We start from the raw sequence: 15,972 nt of genomic DNA on the forward strand, positions 1-15,972 counted from the left end.
ACGGGACAATCAGGAGCATTGGACAGAGCCACGGGGAGGAACCGTGTCCGGATTCGTCGAGAAGCCCGAGCCGATCCAGGTTCCGGGCCTGGTGCATCTGCACACCGGCAAGGTGCGCGAGCTGTACCAGAACGAGGCGGGCGACCTCGTGATGGTCGCCAGTGACCGCATCTCCGCCTTCGACTGGGTGCTGCCGACCGAGATCCCGGACAAGGGCCGGATCCTCACTCAGCTCTCCCTGTGGTGGTTCGACCAGATCGCCGACCTGATCCCGAACCACATCCTGAGCACGGAGCTGCCCGCAGGCGTCCCCGCCGACTGGGAGGGCCGCACCGTCGTCTGCAAGTCCCTGAGCATGGTCCCCGTCGAGGCCGTGGCCCGCGGTTACCTCACCGGCTCGGGCCTCGCCGAGTACAAGCAGTCCCGTACCGTCTGCGGGCTCGCCCTCCCCGAAGGTCTCGTCGACGGTTCCGAGCTGCCCGCCCCGATCTTCACGCCGGCCACCAAGGCCGCGGTCGGCGAGCACGACGAGAACGTGTCCTACGAGGAGGTCGCCCGCCAGGTCGGCGCCGACACCGCCGCCCAGCTGCGCCAGGCGACCCTCGCCGTCTACTCACGTGGCCGGGACATCGCCCGTGAACGCGGCATCATCCTCGCGGACACCAAGTTCGAGTTCGGCTTCGAGGACGGCGACCTGGTCCTCGCCGACGAGGTCCTCACCCCGGACTCCTCGCGCTTCTGGCCGGCCGACCAGTGGCAGCCGGGCCGCTCCCAGCCGTCGTACGACAAGCAGTTCGTCCGCGACTGGCTGACCTCCCCCGACTCCGGCTGGGACCGCGCGAGCGAGCAGCCGCCGCCGCAGCTGCCGCAGCAGGTCGTGGAGGCGACCCGCGGGAGGTACGTGGAGGCGTACGAGCGGCTGACCGGCACGAGCTGGAGCTGACCGCACGATGAGGGCCCGGCCGGAGGGCCGGGCCCGCGGAGCGACGATCACACGACGAAGGCCCCGGTCGATGACCGGGGCCTTCTGTGACGGAGCGGACGACGAGGCTCGAACTCGCGACCTCAACCTTGGCAAGGTTGCGCTCTACCAACTGAGCTACGTCCGCGTTGCGCCGTGGCGCGAGAGCAACTATACCCAACCTCGCTCCCGCGCGGGACGCACAGCCGCATGCCGGTTCTCCGCTCCGAGCTCGGACGCGGCCGACACCCCCGCAGTTCGGCGGCCAACTCGGGGCCGGCGTACGAGTCTCCAGCGTGGGTCGTGCGAAGGGGCGTCTCCGCGCACCCGGCTTCCGGGCAGGCCGGCCGACCAGCGATGTGGCGACCTTCACACCGTCCGCGCCGGTGATCTGCGGTTCCCGTACGGGAACGCAAAAAAGACCCCGGTCCATCAGGACCGGGGTCTCATTCCCGAGCGGACGACGAGGCTCGAACTCGCGACCTCAACCTTGGCAAGGTTGCGCTCTACCAACTGAGCTACGTCCGCATTGCCCCCGACCAGCTTTCACTGATCGGTGCGAGCACCAGCCTACCTGATCCACAAGAGTGCTCGGGACCGGTGGTGCAGAGCGGGTGACAGGAATCGCACACTGCGCCTTCCCCCTGGAAGGGGGATGTTCTACTACTGAACTACACCCGCGTGGCCTTCGTGGGCCTGGCCTTTCGGCCGTGCCCCTCGGCGTGCTCCAGACTCTAGCTGATCAGCAGGGGTGCTGCGCAAGTCGGTTGTCCCGAGGGGCGGGTGAGCGGCCGTCGGCCGTCGCTCACTGTGCCGCGGTGAACGCCTCGTACACCTTCTTGGGGATCCGGCCCCGCGCGGGCACGTCCATCTTGTTCGCCAGGGCCCAGGCCCGGACGGCCGCCGGGTCGGGGGCGACCTCCGTCTGCTTGTACGCCCGGCCCGACCGCGACCGCTTGCGGCCGGCCGCCACGTACGGCTCCAGCGCGCTGCGCAGTTGCTGGGCATTGGCTTCGTTCAGGTCGATCTCGTACGACTTGCCGTCGAGTCCGAAGGCGATCGTTTCCGCCGCTTCCGAGCCGTCGATGTCGTCAAAGAGAGTGACCACGACCTTCTGCGCCACGAATATCGGTCCCTTCGTGCGACACCTTGTCCGTGATGACATGCAAAGACGTCACGGAGATGTCGGCTGTCCGCCTGTTATTGGGCAAAGTATCGGCTATTGCCAATTCATTTGTACAGTGCCTGGCATTGCAATGTGAAGCCGGACTAAATCCGTCCGCGTGTCCATCGCGCAATACCCGTCCGGGGCGGTTCCCGGAACTTTCCCAGAACTTTTCGCGACAAGGCGCGACCGAGACCGGATCGTGACAGGGGTCACGTAGATTCCTACAACTCTACTCGCGTAGAAATTTTGTGCGGGTAGTCTGAAGGGACCTGCTCAGCACCACACACCGGGAGTGCCAGTGGCACGCGTCGTAGTCGACGTCATGCTCAAGCCGGAGATCCTCGACCCCCAGGGCCAGGCGGTGCAGCGCGCACTGCCGCGACTGGGTTTCGAGGGCATCTCCGACGTACGTCAGGGAAAGCGATTCGAACTCGAGGTTGACGGGCCGGTCGACGAGGCCGTGCTCGCCCGCATCCATGATCTTGCGGAATCCTTCCTGGCCAACACCGTGATCGAGGACTTCACCGTCCGGGTCGAGGAAGTCGCGGAGGCCGTGAAGTGACCGCTCGTATTGGCGTCGTCACTTTCCCGGGCAGCCTCGACGACCGGGACACGCAGCGTGCGATCCGCGTCGCAGGGGCCGAGCCGGTTGCCCTGTGGCACAAGGACAAGGACCTCAAGCAGGTCGACGCGGTGGTGCTGTGCGGTGGTTTTTCCTACGGCGACTATCTGCGCGCCGGGGCGATCGCCCGCTTCTCGCCGGTGATGGAGCCCCTGCTGGAGCAGGCCAGGGCCGGTCTGCCGGTGCTCGGCATCTGCAACGGCTTCCAGATCCTCACCGAGGCCCACCTGCTGCCGGGCACGATGCTGCGCAACAACCACCTGCACTTCATCTGCCGTGACCAGAAGCTGCGGGTGGAGAACGCCGAGACCGCCTGGACCAGCGACTACACCGCAGGCCAGGAGATCCACATCCCGCTGAAGAACATCGACGGGCAGTACGTCGCCGACCAGCGCACGCTGGACAAGCTGGAGGCCGAGGGCCGGGTCGCCTTCCGGTACCTGGACCTGAACCCCAACGGCTCGCTCAACGACATCGCCGGCGTCACCAACGAGGCCGGCAACGTCGTCGGCCTGATGCCGCACCCGGAGCACGCCGTCGAACCGCTGATCGGCACCGGCCGCACCGACGGCCTCCCCTTCTTCACCTCGATCCTCAAGAAGCTGGTCAACGTATGAGCAAGACGCCTCTGGACACGGTCGAGCACGCGGCCGCGACCCCCGACGTCGAGCTGCCCTGGGCCGAACTCGGCCTGAAGAAGGACGAGTACGAGCGCATCGTCGAGATCCTCGGCCGCCGCCCGACCGGCGCCGAGCTCGCCATGTACTCGGTCATGTGGTCCGAGCACTGCTCCTACAAGTCGTCGAAGGTCCATCTGCGCCAGTTCGGCGAGAAGGCCCCGCAGAGCGACGCCCTGCTCGTCGGCATCGGCGAGAACGCGGGCGTGGTCGACGTCGGTCAGGGCTACGCGGTCACCTTCAAGGTCGAGTCGCACAACCACCCGTCGTACGTGGAGCCCTACCAGGGCGCGGCCACCGGCGTGGGCGGCATCGTCCGCGACATCATCGCGATGGGCGCCAGGCCGGTCGCCGTCGTCGACCCCCTCCGCTTCGGCGCCGCCGATCACCCGGACACCAAGCGGGTGCTCCCGGGCGTCGTCGCCGGCATCGGTGGCTACGGCAACTGCCTGGGCCTGCCCAACATCGGCGGCGAGGTCGTCTTCGACGCCTGCTACCAGGGCAACCCACTGGTCAACGCGGGCTGCGTCGGTGTGATGCGGCACGAGGACATCCACCTGGCCAAGGCGTCCGGCGCGGGCAACAAGGTCATCCTGTACGGCGCCCGCACCGGCGGCGACGGCATCGGCGGCGCGTCGATCCTGGCCTCCGAGACCTTCGACGACGCCAAGCCCTCCAAGCGCCCCGCCGTTCAGGTCGGCGACCCCTTCCAGGAGAAGCTCCTCATCGAGTGCACCCTGGAGGCGTTCAAGGAGAAGCTGGTCGTCGGCATCCAGGACCTGGGCGCGGCGGGTCTGTCCTGCGCGACCAGCGAGCTGGCGTCGAACGGCTCCGGCGGCATGCACGTCACCCTGGACGACGTACCCCTGCGCGACTCGACCCTGTCTCCTGAGGAGATCCTCATGAGCGAGTCGCAGGAGCGCATGTGCGCGGTCGTCGAGCCCGACAAGGTCGACCGCTTCCTGGAGATCTGCGAGAAGTGGGACGTCATCGCCACCGTCATCGGTGAGGTGACCGACGGCGACCGCCTGGAGATCTACTGGCACGGCGAGAAGATCGTCGACGTCGACCCGCGGACCGTCGCCCACGAGGGCCCGGAGTACGAGCGCCCCTACGCCCGCCCGTCCTGGCAGGACGAGCTCCAGGCGGACGACGCGAACAAGCTGCCGCGGCCCGCGTCGGGCGAGGAGCTGAAGGACCAGGTCCTGAAGCTGGTCGCGTCCCCGAACCAGGCCTCCAAGTCCTGGATCACCTCCCAGTACGACCGTTTCGTGCAGGGCAACACGGTCCTCGCCCAGCCCGAGGACTCCGGCATGATCCGCATCGACGAGGAGACCGGCCTCGGCGTCGCCCTCGCCACGGACGGCAACGGCCGGTACGCCAAGCTCGACCCGTACGCGGGCGCGCAGCTGGCGCTGGCGGAGGCGTACCGGAACGTGGCGACGACCGGCGCCAGGCCGCTCGCCGTCTCCGACTGCCTGAACTTCGGCTCCCCCGAGGACCCGGCGGTGATGTGGCAGTTCGCCGAGGCCGTGCGCGGTCTGGCGGACGCCTGCCGGCAGCTCGGCACCCCGGTGACCGGCGGCAACGTCTCGCTCTACAACCAGACGGGCGAGGCGGCCATCCACCCGACGCCGGTGGTGGCCGTCCTCGGCGTGATCGACGACGTGTCCCGCCGTACGCCGGTCGCCTTCCAGGAGGAGGGCCAGCTGCTGTACCTCCTCGGCGACACGCGTGAGGAGTTCGGCGGCTCGGCCTGGTCCCAGGTGATCCACGACCACCTCGGCGGCCTGCCCCCGAAGGTCGACCTGGAGCGCGAGCGCCTGCTCGCCGAGATCCTCATCGCCGCCTCCCGCGACGGCATGATCGACTCCGCGCACGACCTGTCCGACGGCGGCCTGGTCCAGGCCGTGGTGGAGTCGGCGCTGCTCGGCGGCAAGGGCGCGCGCCTCGTCGTACCGGACGGGCTCGACGCGTTCACGTTCCTCTTCTCGGAGTCGGCCGGCCGCGCGGTCGTCGCGGTGCCGCGCTCGGAGGAGCTCCGCTTCAACGACATGTGCGGCGCGAGGGGCCTGCCGGCCACCCGCATCGGTGTCGTGGACGGCGACACGGTCGAGGTCCAGGGCGAGTTCGAGCTCTCCCTGGAGGAACTGCGCAAGGCGCACGAGGAGACCATCCCGGCACTGCTCGCCTGAGTTCCGCAGTACGCACGTCGAAGCCCCCCGACCGGTCCGCCGGTCGGGGGGCTTCGACGTGTCGTGCCCGTTCCCGTTGGTTGCACGTAATTACGTAGTCCCGTAATATCGAGGCGTGGATCTCGAACAACGCGTCGCCGAGCTCGAACGGCGGCTGGCAGCGCTGGAAAGCGCGCAGCACACCGCCCCGCACCTCGGCGAGGGCGACTTCTGGGCCCTGCAAGGGTTCAAGGAGCAGCTGGCCGAGGTGCGGGCGGCCGATGGCGGGGTGCTGTTCACGGGGGCCGTGCGGCTGCCCACCGGGGAGCACTACGAGTGGCAGCACGGGGTGCTGACCGAGGGCCTGCTGGACGACGACTGGACCGGGGCCGCCGAGTCGTTCGCGGCGCTCGGTCATCCGGTCCGGCTGCGGCTGCTGCGCGAGGTCGTCGGCGGCCGGCGCACCGCGGCCGAGCTGGCCGAGCTGGACGAGATCGGCACGACCGGCCAGATCTACCACCACCTGCGCCAACTCACTGGCGCCGGCTGGCTGCACACGACCGGGCGCGGCCGCTACGAGGTGCCGGCCGGGCGGGTCGTACCGCTGCTGGTGGCGCTGTCGGCGGCCCGCCCGTAAGCGAACCGAACCGAACGGAACCGGGGGAACGATGTCCGTACGCAAACTCGTCAAGATCGTCTACCGCCTGCTGCAGCTGACGTTCCTGGGCCTGGTGATCGGCCATGCCGCGCTGGACTGGGGATACCCGTGGTGGTGGAACTTCCTGCCGATCGCCCTGTCCTACGTGATCCTCGTCGTGGCCCACAGGTGGGGCGGCGCCCCGGACGGCCCCCGCGCCGCCCGGGAACCGGTCGAGGTCGACCCGCCCGTCACCGGCCGCTGGCTCGCGCTGAACAGCCCGGCCGACCGCACGCCGAGCCACGGCACGCACGCCTACGGCCAGACCTTCGCCATCGACGTCGTCGCCGAGCCCGAGCCGGGCGCCCGCCCCGGCTTCCGCCCGCTGTGGCCACTCGCCCGCCGCAGCAGCGCCTTTCCGGCCTTCGGGGCCCCGCTGCTCGCCGTGGCCGACGCCACCGTCGTACGGGCCGTCGACGATCAGCGCGACCACCTCAGCCGCACATCGCTGCCCGCGCTGCTGTACCTGATGGTCGTGGAGGCGTCCGTGCGCGACCTGGCCGGCGCAGAGCGGATCGTCGGCAACCACGTCGTCCTCGACCTGGGCGACGGCACCCACGCCCTCTACGCCCACGTTCAGCGCGGCTCCCTCACCGTCCGCGAGGGCGACCGGGTGACCGCCGGACAGCCGATCGCCCGCTGCGGCAACTCCGGCAACACCACCGAGCCCCACCTGCACTTCCAGCTGATGGACGGCCCCGACCCGGACACCGCCCGCGGTATCCCCTTCACCTGGCGCGGAATCGGCGTCCCCCGCAACCAGGAGATCTTCGAGGCGTCCACGACCGCGTCGCGGCCCGCATAGGCTGCCGCCATGCCCCCGGCCAGGAAGCGCACCCGCAGCTACGACCCCGCCAAGATCCGCACCGCCGTGTTCACCCAGTTCGGGAACGTACGACAGGCCGTACGCACCCTGAGCCCCGCGCAGCTCGGCCTGCCGACGCGGCTGGGGGACTGGACGGTCCGGGACCTGGCCGCGCACGTCACCATGGCCGTGGAGACCGTCAGCCGCAACCTCGACCGGGAGGAGCCGGCGAAGGCGGAACTGACCCTGCTGGACTGGCCCTTCGCCACCGCCGTACGGGCCGCCGACATCGACGAGGGCACCCGGGAACTGGCGCGGGCCAACCCCGACCTCGACGCCCTCTACGCCCGCACCGAGGAACGCCTCACCGAGCGCCTCGCCACCGCTCCCGGCGCCCGGCTGCTCGCCGCCCGGACCGGTGCCATGACGCTCGCCGACTACCTCGTCACCCGCACCGTCGAGCTCGTCGCCCACACCGACGACCTGAACGCCGCCGTGCCCGGCCTCGACATCCCGTACGACCGCCAGGCCCTCGCCGCCTGCACCCGGCTGCTCGCCGACGCGCTGGCCGCGAAGGCGCCCGGCGGGTCGACGGAGGTGCGGATCCCGCCGTACGCCGTCGTGCAGTGCGTGCAGGGACCGAGGCACACCCGCGGCACCCCGCCCAACGTCGTCGAGACCGACCCGCTGACCTGGGTCCGGCTCGCGACCGGGCGGGTGGCGTGGGCGGACGCCGTGCGGGACGCCACGGTCAGCGCCAGCGGGGAGCGGGCGGATCTGGAGCCGTATCTGCCGCTGATGGGCTGACCCGAGGGAACCGGCCGTTCCCCGGGCCCGTCGAACCGGCATGGACAGGCACAAGCAGCGCATGACCCTGACGGCCGCCGCCGTACTCGTCCCGCTCGCGGCGGCCTGCGGCAGCGAGAAGGCGGGCAGCGGCTCGGCCGGCGTCGAGCAGCCTCTCACCGGCGTCCACTGGAGCGTCGACAGCGTCACCGTCGACGGCACCACCCACCGCGCCCCGCAGGGAGCGCACGTCGAGATCGACGACAGCGGCACGGCGCAGGGCAACTTCGGCTGCAACCACTTCAGCGCGAAGGCCGACATCGACGGCGACCGCGTCCGGCTCGGCGACACCCGGTCGACCGAGATGGCCTGCGAGAAGGCCCCCATGGACTTCGAGGAGACCCTCGCCCGGGCCCTCACCGACGGCCCGCTCAAGGCCCGCGTCACGAGCGACCGCCTGACCCTCACCACCGACGCCGGCGACCGCGTCCGCCTCACCAGGGCGGAGGACGTCCCGCTGTACGGCACCCGGTGGAACGTCACCTCACCCGCGAGTACCGCGCAGGCCCACCTCACCTTCGACAAGAAGTCCGGCAAGGTCACCGGGAGCCTCGGCTGCAACAAGGTCACCGCGACGGCCACGGTCCGCGACGGCCGTATCACCCTGGGCGCGCCGTCCACCACCCGAATGATGTGCGACGCCTCACTCATGAAGGCGGAGAAGCGTCTCCTGAAGGTCCTCGACGGCACGGTGACGTACCGACTCGATCACCGCGCCCTCACGCTGACCAGCGACAACGGGGAAAAGGTGACGGCCGTCGCCGACAGGTGATCCACAACGGCAGGGCCCTTTCAAAGGTTCCCCAATTCGGACCAGTGGTCGATCTCGCCTACACTCGGTGGCGTGCCACGTGGTGACGGTCGACTCAATCACGATCTGCTCCCCGGTGAGAAGGGCCCCCAGGACGCATGCGGCGTCTTCGGTGTCTGGGCTCCGGGCGAAGAGGTCGCAAAGCTCACGTACTTCGGGCTCTACGCCCTCCAGCACCGGGGTCAGGAATCCGCGGGAATCGCGGTCAGCAACGGCTCCCAGATCCTCGTCTTCAAGGACATGGGCCTGGTCTCCCAGGTCTTCGACGAGACCTCGCTCGGTTCGCTCCAGGGTCATATCGCGGTCGGTCACGCCCGCTACTCGACCACCGGCGCCTCCGTGTGGGAGAACGCCCAGCCGACGTTCCGCGCCACCGCGCACGGCTCGATCGCGCTCGGCCACAACGGCAACCTGGTCAACACGGCCCAGCTCGCGGAGATGGTCGCCGACCTGCCCAAGCAGGAGGGCGGCCGCACCCCGCGTGTGGCGGCCACCAACGACACCGACCTGCTCACCGCTCTCCTCGCGGCCCAGGTCGACGAGGACGGCAAGCCGCTGACCATCGAGGAGGCGGCCGGCCAGGTGCTGCCCCAGGTGCGCGGCGCCTTCTCCCTCGTCTTCATGGACGAGAACACCCTCTACGCCGCCCGCGACCCGCAGGGCATCCGCCCGCTGGTCCTCGGCCGCCTGGAGCGCGGCTGGGTCGTCGCCTCCGAGACCGCCGCCCTCGACATCACGGGCGCCAGCTTCGTCCGCGAGATCGAGCCGGGCGAGTTCGTCGCCATCGACGAGAACGGCCTGCGCACCTCCCGGTTCGCGGAAGCGAAGCCCAAGGGCTGTGTCTTCGAGTACGTGTACCTGGCCCGTCCGGACACCGACATCGCCGGGCGGAACGTCTACCTGTCCCGCGTCGAGATGGGCCGCCGCCTCGCCAAGGAGGCACCGGTCGAGGCCGACCTGGTGATAGCGACCCCGGAGTCCGGCACCCCGGCCGCCATCGGCTACGCGGAGGCCTCCGGCATCCCCTTCGGCAGCGGCCTGGTGAAGAACGCCTACGTCGGCCGTACGTTCATCCAGCCCTCCCAGACCATCCGCCAGCTCGGCATCCGTCTGAAGCTGAACCCGCTGAAGGAAGTCATCAAGGGCAAGCGGCTGGTCGTCGTCGACGACTCCATCGTCCGCGGCAACACCCAGCGGGCCCTGGTCCGCATGCTCCGCGAGGCGGGCGCCGCCGAGGTCCACATCCGGATCTCCTCGCCGCCGGTGAAGTGGCCCTGCTTCTTCGGCATCGACTTCGCCACCCGGGCGGAGCTCATCGCCAACGGCATGACCATCGACGAGATCGGCACCTCGCTCGGCGCCGACTCCCTGGCGTACATCTCCATCGACGGCATGATCGAGGCGACCACCATCGCCAAGCCGAACCTGTGCCGCGCCTGCTTCGACGGCGAGTACCCGATGGATCTCCCGGACCCCGAGCTGCTCGGCAAGCAGCTCCTGGAGACCGAACTCGCCGCCGGGCCCGCCGCCACGGCCGCCGCCGACGCCATCCGTCGCCCGTAGCCGTCCGCAATACCTGCCGTACGACACGAAGGTTCTCATCGTCATGCCTGAGACAACCGGTGCGACCACTGGTGCCAGCTACGCAGCAGCGGGCGTCGACATCGAAGCGGGCGACCGCGCCGTCGAGCTGATGAAGGAGTGGGTGAAGAAGGCCCAGCGCCCCGAGGTCCTCGGCGGCCTCGGCGGCTTCGCCGGTCTCTTCGACGCCTCCGCCCTCAAGAACTACGAGCGCCCCCTGCTCGCCTCCGCCACGGACGGCGTCGGCACCAAGGTCGACCTCGCCCGCCGGCTGGGCGTCTACGACACCATCGGCCACGACCTGGTCGCCATGGTCATGGACGACATCGTGGTGTGCGGCGCCGAGCCGCTGTTCATGACCGACTACATCTGCGTCGGCAAGGTCCACCCCGAGCGCGTGGCCGCCATCGTCAAGGGCATCGCCGAGGGCTGTGTCCTGGCCGGCTGCGCCCTGGTGGGCGGCGAGACGGCCGAGCACCCCGGTCTGCTGGGCGAGGACGACTTCGACGTCGCCGGCGCCGGTACGGGCGTCGTGGAGGCCGACCGGCTGCTCGGCGCGGATCGTATCCGCAAGGGTGACGTGGTCGTCGCCATGGCGTCCTCCGGCCTTCACTCGAACGGGTACTCGCTCGTCCGGCACGTGCTGCTGAACCAGGCGGGGCTGGCCCTGGAGACGGAGGTGGCCGAGCTCGGCCGCACCCTCGGCGAGGAACTCCTGGAGCCGACGAAGATCTACTCGCTGGACTGTCTCGCCCTGACCCGCACCACCGACGTGCACGCCTTCAGCCACGTCACCGGCGGCGGGCTCGCCGCCAACCTCGCCCGCGTCATCCCCGACGGCCTGCACGCGGTCGTCGACCGCTCCACCTGGACCCCGGCACCGGTCTTCGACCTCGTCGGCAGGACCGGATCCGTCGAACGCCTGGAGCTGGAGAAGACCCTCAACATGGGCGTCGGCATGATCGCGATCGTCCCGCAGGAGTCGACGGACGTGGCGCTCGCCACTCTGGCCGACCGGGGTGTGGACGCCTGGGTGGCCGGTGAGATCACCGACCGGGGCGACCACGCGACGGGCGCCGAGCTGGTGGGCGACTACGCGAGCTGAGACCTCGGAGGCAGTGATTCCGCAGGCAGTGATCGCGCGGGCAGCGGCCTTGCAGGCAGCACAGAACCCGGTCGGTGACCGGGGTCACCGACCGGGTAAGTGCTCAGTGCAAGGTCAAGCGCCGCGACGTTGCTGCGAGGACTGGTCGTCCTCGTCCACCTCGTCGTCCTCGTAGAGGTCGGCGTACCGTGCGTACAGGTCGTCGTCATGCTCATCGTCCGTGAACCGGTCGCCGTTAGGCGACGTGTTCGACGTCGATGCGCCCAGCTCCTCGGCCAGGCGTGTGAGGTCCGTCCCACCGCTGTTGTACTTCAGCTGGCGGGCGACCTTCGTCTGCTTGGCCTTGGCCCGGCCGCGCCCCATGGCTCGACCCCCTCAACGACGGGGCTCGACGGCCCCAGAGTCTTGACACGCGTTCATGGTCCAGAACGGACTCTCCATGGAGAGGCCGATCCGTAGGGCTTCCACGGTACCTGAGCCCGCGCCCATACGGTACGTCGCCCGCACGACGTGCCCGTGCCCAGGACCTTCGAGGCGCCCCGTCCTCGCTGGTCAACCGCGATTTTAACCACTTATCGGCGGTCGACCCGCCGGTAGAAGTGAGAGTTCTCTCTAACTGCCCACCGACGGGTACCGGCCAAACCTTCCTCGAACGGCCCGATGAATCAGGACTTCCTGCGCGCGGCGGCCGCATCCTGCATCCGCTGCTCGGCGATCCGGTCGGCCGCGGCGGCCGGCGGAATGCCGTCATCCTTCGCACGTGCGAATATGGCGAGCGTGGTGTCGAAGATCTTCGCGGCCTTCGCCTTGCACCGCTCGAAGTCGAAGCCGTGCAGTTCGTCGGCGACCTGGATGACCCCGCCGGCGTTCACCACGTAGTCCGGCGCGTAGAGGATCCCGCGGTCGGCGAGGTCCTTCTCCACGCCCGGGTGGGCGAGCTGGTTGTTGGCGGCGCCGCAGACCACCTGGGCGGTCAGCACCGGCACGGTGTCGTCGTTCAGCGCCCCGCCGAGCGCGCAGGGGGCGTAGATGTCGAGGCCCTCCACCCGGATCAGCTCGTCGGTGCCGGCGACCGCCCGGACGTCCCGGTGCCGCTCGGTGATCCGCCGTACGGCGTCCTCGCGCACGTCCGTGACGAAGACCTCGGCGCCCTCCTGGACGAGGTGCTCCACCAGGTGGTGACCGACCTTGCCGACGCCGGCGATGCCGATCCGGCGGGCGCGCAGCGACGGGTCGCCCCACAGGTGCTGGGCGGCGGCCCGCATGCCCTGGTAGACGCCGTAGGCGGTGAGCACGGAGGAGTCACCGGCGCCGCCGTTCTCGGGGGAGCGCCCGGTCGTCCAGCGGCACTCGCGTGCCACGACGTCCATGTCGGCGACGTACGTACCGACGTCGCAGGCCGTGACGTACCGCCCGCCGAGCGAGGCGACGAAGCGGCCGTAGGCGAGGAGCAGCTCCTCGGTCTTGTCCCGCTCGGGGTCGCCGATGATCACGGCCTTGCCGCCGCCGTGGTCGAGACCGGCCATGGCGTTCTTGTACGACATCCCGCGCGCGAGGTTCAGGGCGTCGGCGACGGCCTCCGCCTCGTTCGCGTACGGGTAGAAGCGCGTGCCGCCGAGGGCGGGGCCCAGGGCGGTGGAGTGGATGGCGATGACGGCCTTGAGGCCGCTGGCGCGGTCCTGGCAGAGCACGACTTGCTCATGGCCCCCGAGTTCCGACTGGAACAGGGTGTGCAGTACATCAGCAGGTGCGCCGGTTACGTCGGTCACTGTGGTGACTCCTGAGTAAGTAGCGGCAGGTGGGGACAGGCTCCCGTGTGGGTGGCGGGTGCTGTGAGCACGAGATTAGAGCCTGCAGTGCCCGCCGGTGGCACACTGCTCAGGATCACCTCCGTGTGGAGTACGTCCGTGCGACGATTTGCACAGATTTCCCGCGCGTTTGTGAGTGGGTTCGGCAGGTTTTCGTGACGGTGCGCGGGGGAGGGAGCAGGCGTGCCCAAGGTGTCCTCGGTGATCGTCCCCTACGCGACCTACCTGCGCGTGTACGAACCGCTGGCCGCCTTCCCGGAGCCGGAGCGCAGCCACTGGGCGCGCTACGCCCGCCGCCCCGACCGCCCCTCCTACCAGGACGAACTGCGCCGTTCCCTGGCCGACTTGCTGCCCACTCCGCCGGTCGTGGTGCCGGTGCACGAGAGCGACGAAGCGTTCGTGACCGAGGTCGACGGCGTGGTCTGCGTGTGCCCCTGGCGCACCCGGCTGCGCGGCTGGCAGGCCCTGGGCGAGCTCGCCGAGGAGCTTCCGGCGCCGGTCCTGGACGCGGTGCTGCCCCCGGTCGTACGACGTCAGGCGGCGCAGGACTACGAGCGCTGGCTCGTCCGCAATCCGGACGCCCGCCCCTGGATCCGTACGGCGACCTGGCAGGTCCCGCTGAACTGGTTCGTCCTGGTCTCCGACGAGGAGCGGGAGTACGACAAGGGCTCCGGTTCGCCGGGCGGGGCGGCGCCGGTGCTGCGCTACCGGACGCCGATGGTGCAGGCCCGGCGGCGGGTGGCGCGGGCGCTGAGAGCCCTGAGGGACGCCATCGACGAGGGGCCGCTGATCGACGGCCTGGTGGACGTGGGGCGCTGGCTGGAGGAGTTCCATCCGCGTTCCCTGGTGGAGCTGGACTACGGCGGCCTGGTGCACGCCCTGCCGGCCGGCGAGCTGGAGGACGATCACTCGGCGGCCGACGTGGCCGAGGGCATCGAGGCGCTGCGGCACGGCGACGGGGTGGCCGCGGGGGAGGCGTACGGGCGGCTCGTGGAGCGGTGGCGGGCGGTACGGGACCGGCGGTCGGCGAACTGACGTTTGACCTGGCGCCCGTTTTGGGGTTTCGTCCTCGATCTGAGGTGACGTCACCACGGGACGTACACGAGATGCACATGGGATGTAGATCCCGATCCGAGGCTTTGTGCCGATGATGTGTCAAGCGTGACGGACCGCACTTACTTCACCCTTGCGTCCCTTGCCCATCCTCATGCCAAAATAGGACAAGGAGTCCGGGGAGGACTCCTTCCGTCCCGCTGTGTCCTGGTGTGGTCGGAATCTCAGCATTGCACGCTTTGGGGGGTCTGGTGACTCCTGATCGTCCTGTGACTGATCGTCACAGTGGCGTGACTGTCCGCTATGGCATGGTCCATCGGCTTCCGTCGCTGATGAACACCTGGGAGGGCAATTCCATCGGTTTGGCCGTGGCGGCTGGACAGATGGTGTAGTTGTAGTGCCGAGGACAAGCCGTTCGTCCTATAACCGACTCGACTCGCGTCCGCCATTTCGGGCAACGCGGGTCAAGGTGCAGAATTTAGAGGAAAGAACCGAGAAGGTTCGGTTCTCCCGAGGAGGCCGCTCATGACCGCTCGCACCCCTGATGCCGAGCCGCTGCTGACCCCGGCTGAGGTCGCCACCATGTTCCGCGTCGACCCGAAGACGGTCACGCGGTGGGCGAAGGCCGGCAAGCTCACGTCCATCCGCACGCTCGGCGGGCACCGCCGCTACCGCGAGGCTGAGGTCCGCGCTCTGCTCGCGGGCATCCCGCAGCAGCGCAGCGAGGCCTGAACAACTTCATAACCGGGCAAAACGGCTGGTCCCCCAACTGGCCGGGGCGCCCGGAACCACAGCTCCAAGCGACGCGGGGATCTGCCCCAACAGGCCCCACGCCCAAGCCGTAAGAGCTTTTAGGCAACTGACAGGGTGCGTCGTCGATCGCGCTGGACTCCGCCGGGTCCAGCGCGATCTTTTTTGTGCCTGCGCGTTGGGTCGTCCGTCGGCTCTGTGAGCGGGCTTGTCGGAGTCTGGGGAGGGCTGTCGGATCTCCTGTGACAGGTCCTCGGGGAGTCTCTGGCGAGCCTCTGGGCCGCCTGCCCCGGCAGGTGCAATTGCACATATTAAATTGACCTGTTGTAGGGGAGCTGTAAGTACCGTACTTTCAAAAACTCATGCGGTGACACCCGTCACATGCCAGGGCGCTTGTTGCCACTCTGTCTGTGCGCTAATGGAGGCTTCGGCTCCAGTTGCCCACGGTGGAACGGGTGTTGAGCTCTGCGGGGGTCACGAGGCGCCTTCGCCCTCGGCGGGCCTCTGGGGGCTCTCCACGGTCCGTGGAGGAGAGTCCATCACCAGACGCAGCAGGCGGTGGCAGATCGGGCAGTGACGCGTCAGATGGCCATACGACGACGCGGCCGACAGGTGCGCGCGGAGCAACGCCCGCGTTTCGTGCCTAGCCGATGCCGCCATACGCCACCTCCGGAGGCTGCACGGGAGAGCTCTGCTTCCGGGGTACCGAGGGAATGTGACGCCGTCAAGCCCAGCGGTGGGCTGTGAGTCGGCATGAAGGAGGCCCGCACCCCTTGTGGGGTACGGGCCTCCTTCGTTACTGCGGTCCTGACGGGATTTGAACCCGCGGCCTCCACCTTGACAGGGTGGCGAGCACTCCAAACTGCTCCACAGGACCAGATGTTGCTGCGCTGTTTTTCTGCGTTGCGCTGCGA

General features: G+C 69.4%; 16 protein-coding genes, 4 tRNA genes and 1 pseudogene. 12 read left to right on the forward strand and 9 right to left on the reverse strand.

Annotation, left to right across the window (positions count from 1 at the left end):
• Window positions 1-43: 43 nt before the first annotated feature.
• Complete coding sequence (locus tag NW895_RS31365) at window positions 44-943, forward strand: phosphoribosylaminoimidazolesuccinocarboxamide synthase (RefSeq protein WP_289939853.1); 900 nt, start codon at window positions 44-46, stop codon at window positions 941-943.
• Window positions 944-1,036: 93 nt separating this feature from the next.
• On the opposite strand, the gene NW895_RS31370 is transcribed toward NW895_RS31365, so the two are convergent.
• From NW895_RS31370 to NW895_RS31390, 5 genes and pseudogenes are all read right to left on the reverse strand, one after another.
• Window positions 1,037-1,109, reverse strand: a tRNA-Gly gene (locus NW895_RS31370).
• Between the two features lie 23 nt (window positions 1,110-1,132).
• A pseudogene (locus NW895_RS31375) lies at window positions 1,133-1,367 on the reverse strand (hypothetical protein); the annotation flags it as partial.
• A 49-nt stretch (window positions 1,368-1,416) separates the two neighbouring features.
• Window positions 1,417-1,489, reverse strand: a tRNA-Gly gene (locus NW895_RS31380).
• Window positions 1,490-1,570: 81 nt separating this feature from the next.
• Window positions 1,571-1,642: transfer RNA gene (locus NW895_RS31385), tRNA-Gly, on the reverse strand.
• A 124-nt stretch (window positions 1,643-1,766) separates the two neighbouring features.
• Window positions 1,767-2,084, reverse strand: coding sequence for an Lsr2 family protein (locus NW895_RS31390; protein ID WP_289939854.1), 318 nt, complete (start codon window positions 2,082-2,084; stop codon window positions 1,767-1,769).
• 343 nt (window positions 2,085-2,427) lie between these two features.
• Here NW895_RS31390 and purS point away from each other — a divergent pair, with 343 nt between their 5' ends.
• The 9 genes from purS to purM all read left to right on the forward strand — a co-directional run bounded on the left by purS (window position 2,428) and on the right by purM (window position 11,447).
• On the forward strand, window positions 2,428-2,691 hold the full coding sequence (purS, locus tag NW895_RS31395; RefSeq protein WP_289939855.1) for a phosphoribosylformylglycinamidine synthase subunit PurS: 264 nt from the start codon (window positions 2,428-2,430) through the stop codon (window positions 2,689-2,691).
• Window positions 2,688-3,368, forward strand: coding sequence for a phosphoribosylformylglycinamidine synthase subunit PurQ (gene purQ, locus NW895_RS31400; protein ID WP_289939857.1), 681 nt, complete (start codon window positions 2,688-2,690; stop codon window positions 3,366-3,368). The genes purS and purQ overlap by 4 nt, the downstream gene beginning before the upstream one ends.
• Window positions 3,365-5,623 (forward strand): phosphoribosylformylglycinamidine synthase subunit PurL, encoded by a 2,259-nt coding sequence (gene purL / locus NW895_RS31405; RefSeq protein ID WP_289939858.1) that lies wholly within the window; start codon window positions 3,365-3,367, stop codon window positions 5,621-5,623. The genes purQ and purL overlap by 4 nt, the downstream gene beginning before the upstream one ends.
• A gap of 115 nt (window positions 5,624-5,738) precedes the next feature.
• Entirely contained in the window at window positions 5,739-6,239 is a 501-nt protein-coding gene (locus NW895_RS31410) for a helix-turn-helix domain-containing protein (RefSeq protein ID WP_289939859.1), read from the forward strand.
• A 31-nt stretch (window positions 6,240-6,270) separates the two neighbouring features.
• Window positions 6,271-7,104 carry a M23 family metallopeptidase gene (locus tag NW895_RS31415; protein WP_289939860.1) on the forward strand — a complete coding sequence of 278 codons (834 nt, stop codon included), beginning with the start codon at window positions 6,271-6,273 and terminating at the stop codon, window positions 7,102-7,104.
• 9 nt (window positions 7,105-7,113) lie between these two features.
• Window positions 7,114-7,911 carry a maleylpyruvate isomerase family mycothiol-dependent enzyme gene (locus NW895_RS31420; RefSeq protein WP_289939861.1) on the forward strand — a complete coding sequence of 266 codons (798 nt, stop codon included), beginning with the start codon at window positions 7,114-7,116 and terminating at the stop codon, window positions 7,909-7,911.
• 40 nt (window positions 7,912-7,951) lie between these two features.
• Window positions 7,952-8,722 (forward strand): META domain-containing protein, encoded by a 771-nt coding sequence (locus tag NW895_RS31425; RefSeq protein WP_289939863.1) that lies wholly within the window; start codon window positions 7,952-7,954, stop codon window positions 8,720-8,722.
• 72 nt (window positions 8,723-8,794) lie between these two features.
• Window positions 8,795-10,324 (forward strand): amidophosphoribosyltransferase, encoded by a 1,530-nt coding sequence (purF, locus tag NW895_RS31430; protein ID WP_289939864.1) that lies wholly within the window; start codon window positions 8,795-8,797, stop codon window positions 10,322-10,324.
• Window positions 10,325-10,367: 43 nt separating this feature from the next.
• Window positions 10,368-11,447, forward strand: a complete 1,080-nt coding sequence (gene purM, locus NW895_RS31435) for a phosphoribosylformylglycinamidine cyclo-ligase (protein ID WP_289939865.1) — start codon at window positions 10,368-10,370, stop codon at window positions 11,445-11,447.
• A gap of 114 nt (window positions 11,448-11,561) precedes the next feature.
• On the opposite strand, the gene NW895_RS31440 is transcribed toward purM, so the two are convergent.
• Together NW895_RS31440 and NW895_RS31445 are read right to left on the reverse strand one after the other, a co-directional pair.
• On the reverse strand, window positions 11,562-11,810 hold the full coding sequence (locus NW895_RS31440; RefSeq protein ID WP_289939866.1) for a DUF3073 domain-containing protein: 249 nt from the start codon (window positions 11,808-11,810) through the stop codon (window positions 11,562-11,564).
• 302 nt (window positions 11,811-12,112) lie between these two features.
• Window positions 12,113-13,216, reverse strand: a complete 1,104-nt coding sequence (locus NW895_RS31445; protein WP_289939868.1) for a Glu/Leu/Phe/Val dehydrogenase dimerization domain-containing protein — start codon at window positions 13,214-13,216, stop codon at window positions 12,113-12,115.
• 222 nt (window positions 13,217-13,438) lie between these two features.
• Between NW895_RS31445 and NW895_RS31450 the strand changes: the two genes are divergently transcribed.
• Window positions 13,439-14,290, forward strand: coding sequence for a hypothetical protein (locus NW895_RS31450; RefSeq protein ID WP_289939870.1), 852 nt, complete (start codon window positions 13,439-13,441; stop codon window positions 14,288-14,290).
• Between the two features lie 543 nt (window positions 14,291-14,833).
• Window positions 14,834-15,040 (forward strand): developmental transcriptional regulator BldC, encoded by a 207-nt coding sequence (gene bldC / locus NW895_RS31455; RefSeq protein ID WP_003949541.1) that lies wholly within the window; start codon window positions 14,834-14,836, stop codon window positions 15,038-15,040.
• A gap of 492 nt (window positions 15,041-15,532) precedes the next feature.
• On the opposite strand, the gene NW895_RS31460 is transcribed toward bldC, so the two are convergent.
• Entirely contained in the window at window positions 15,533-15,718 is a 186-nt protein-coding gene (locus NW895_RS31460; protein WP_289939871.1) for a DUF6274 family protein, read from the reverse strand.
• 142 nt (window positions 15,719-15,860) lie between these two features.
• Window positions 15,861-15,935: transfer RNA gene (locus NW895_RS31465), tRNA-Asp, on the reverse strand.
• Between the last annotated feature and the right edge of the window lie 37 nt (window positions 15,936-15,972).

It is taken from the genome of Streptomyces sp. S.PNR 29, from assembly GCF_030386795.1.
Lineage (GTDB): Bacteria > Actinomycetota > Actinomycetes > Streptomycetales > Streptomycetaceae > Streptomyces.

What these genes read in the sequence shown, in the direction of transcription:
- purL (WP_289939858.1), top strand. Translation starts at nt 3,365, where the DNA reads ATGAGCAAGACGCCTCTGGACACGGTCGAGCACGCGGCCGCGACCCCC.
- NW895_RS31415 (WP_289939860.1), top strand. Translation starts at nt 6,271, where the DNA reads ATGTCCGTACGCAAACTCGTCAAGATCGTCTACCGCCTGCTGCAGCTG.
- NW895_RS31420 (WP_289939861.1), top strand. Translation starts at nt 7,114, where the DNA reads ATGCCCCCGGCCAGGAAGCGCACCCGCAGCTACGACCCCGCCAAGATC.
- NW895_RS31425 (WP_289939863.1), top strand. Translation starts at nt 7,952, where the DNA reads ATGGACAGGCACAAGCAGCGCATGACCCTGACGGCCGCCGCCGTACTC.
- purM (WP_289939865.1), top strand. Translation starts at nt 10,368, where the DNA reads ATGCCTGAGACAACCGGTGCGACCACTGGTGCCAGCTACGCAGCAGCG.
- NW895_RS31440 (WP_289939866.1), bottom strand. Translation starts at nt 11,810, where the DNA reads ATGGGGCGCGGCCGGGCCAAGGCCAAGCAGACGAAGGTCGCCCGCCAG.
- bldC (WP_003949541.1), top strand. Translation starts at nt 14,834, where the DNA reads ATGACCGCTCGCACCCCTGATGCCGAGCCGCTGCTGACCCCGGCTGAG.
- NW895_RS31460 (WP_289939871.1), bottom strand. Translation starts at nt 15,718, where the DNA reads ATGGCGGCATCGGCTAGGCACGAAACGCGGGCGTTGCTCCGCGCGCAC.